Annotated in this window: 1 protein-coding gene; it reads left to right on the top strand. The window is 44.8% G+C overall.

All coding sequences use genetic code 11. From position 1 onward, the window contains the following. On the top strand, positions 1-554 hold a 554-nt coding region (locus HMPREF2554_RS09235), incomplete at its 5' end, for a DUF6318 family protein (RefSeq protein WP_246826053.1). Between the last annotated feature and the right edge of the window lie 104 nt (positions 555-658).

Genomic DNA, 658 nt, shown 5'->3' with positions numbered 1-658 from the left:
GCTCCAGTAAGTCGGAACCCGCTAAGGATTACAAGGGAGAGGTCAAGTTCGACAGCTTCGATACGTCTGCAGGGGAGTACGTGCCCGCGACCCGCACCGAGCCCGCGAAGAACGTTCCTGTTCCGAAGCTGCCGGAGAACGCTAATGAAAAGTCTGTTGAGGCTTTCTACGCGCATATCGGTTATATTGCAGCCAGCATACAATATCTATTTGCCACAGGAGATGATGCTCCTCTGCGTAAGAGCTCTTTTACCGAAGAAGAGGTTAATGCTTTTTATAAAGATCCTGAGACTAAAAAAATATTCTCTCAAATAAAGAGCGGAGAAATTTGGCTGGATAACCCTAAAGTAACTACTGAACTGAAAACATCTGCGCCCGAAATTAGTGGTGACCGTTATAAGTGGGGTTCCCAAATGTCGACTGACAAGGGTGCTTTTATGGCAAACGCAGATACTGCGGTTGATTTTTCGGCTGATGAAAGGACCAATACGGAATCTGTAAGTTTCGTAGGAACGTACTCCGATAATAAGTGGAGTATGATCAGCACTCACTAAATTGGACACGATAATACCAGCTAACTTACTAACTTAGTATTTATGCCCCGCAAGATCGTAGAAATCTTGTGGGGCTTTTTTGTATTCGCAAGAAAATAGGGAAC

It is taken from the genome of Rothia sp. HMSC071F11 (genome assembly GCF_001809115.1).
GTDB classification, from domain to species: domain Bacteria; phylum Actinomycetota; class Actinomycetes; order Actinomycetales; family Micrococcaceae; genus Rothia; species Rothia dentocariosa.
Note: the sequence above shows the minus strand (reverse complement) of the source record. Positions and strands in the feature narration are given on the sequence as shown.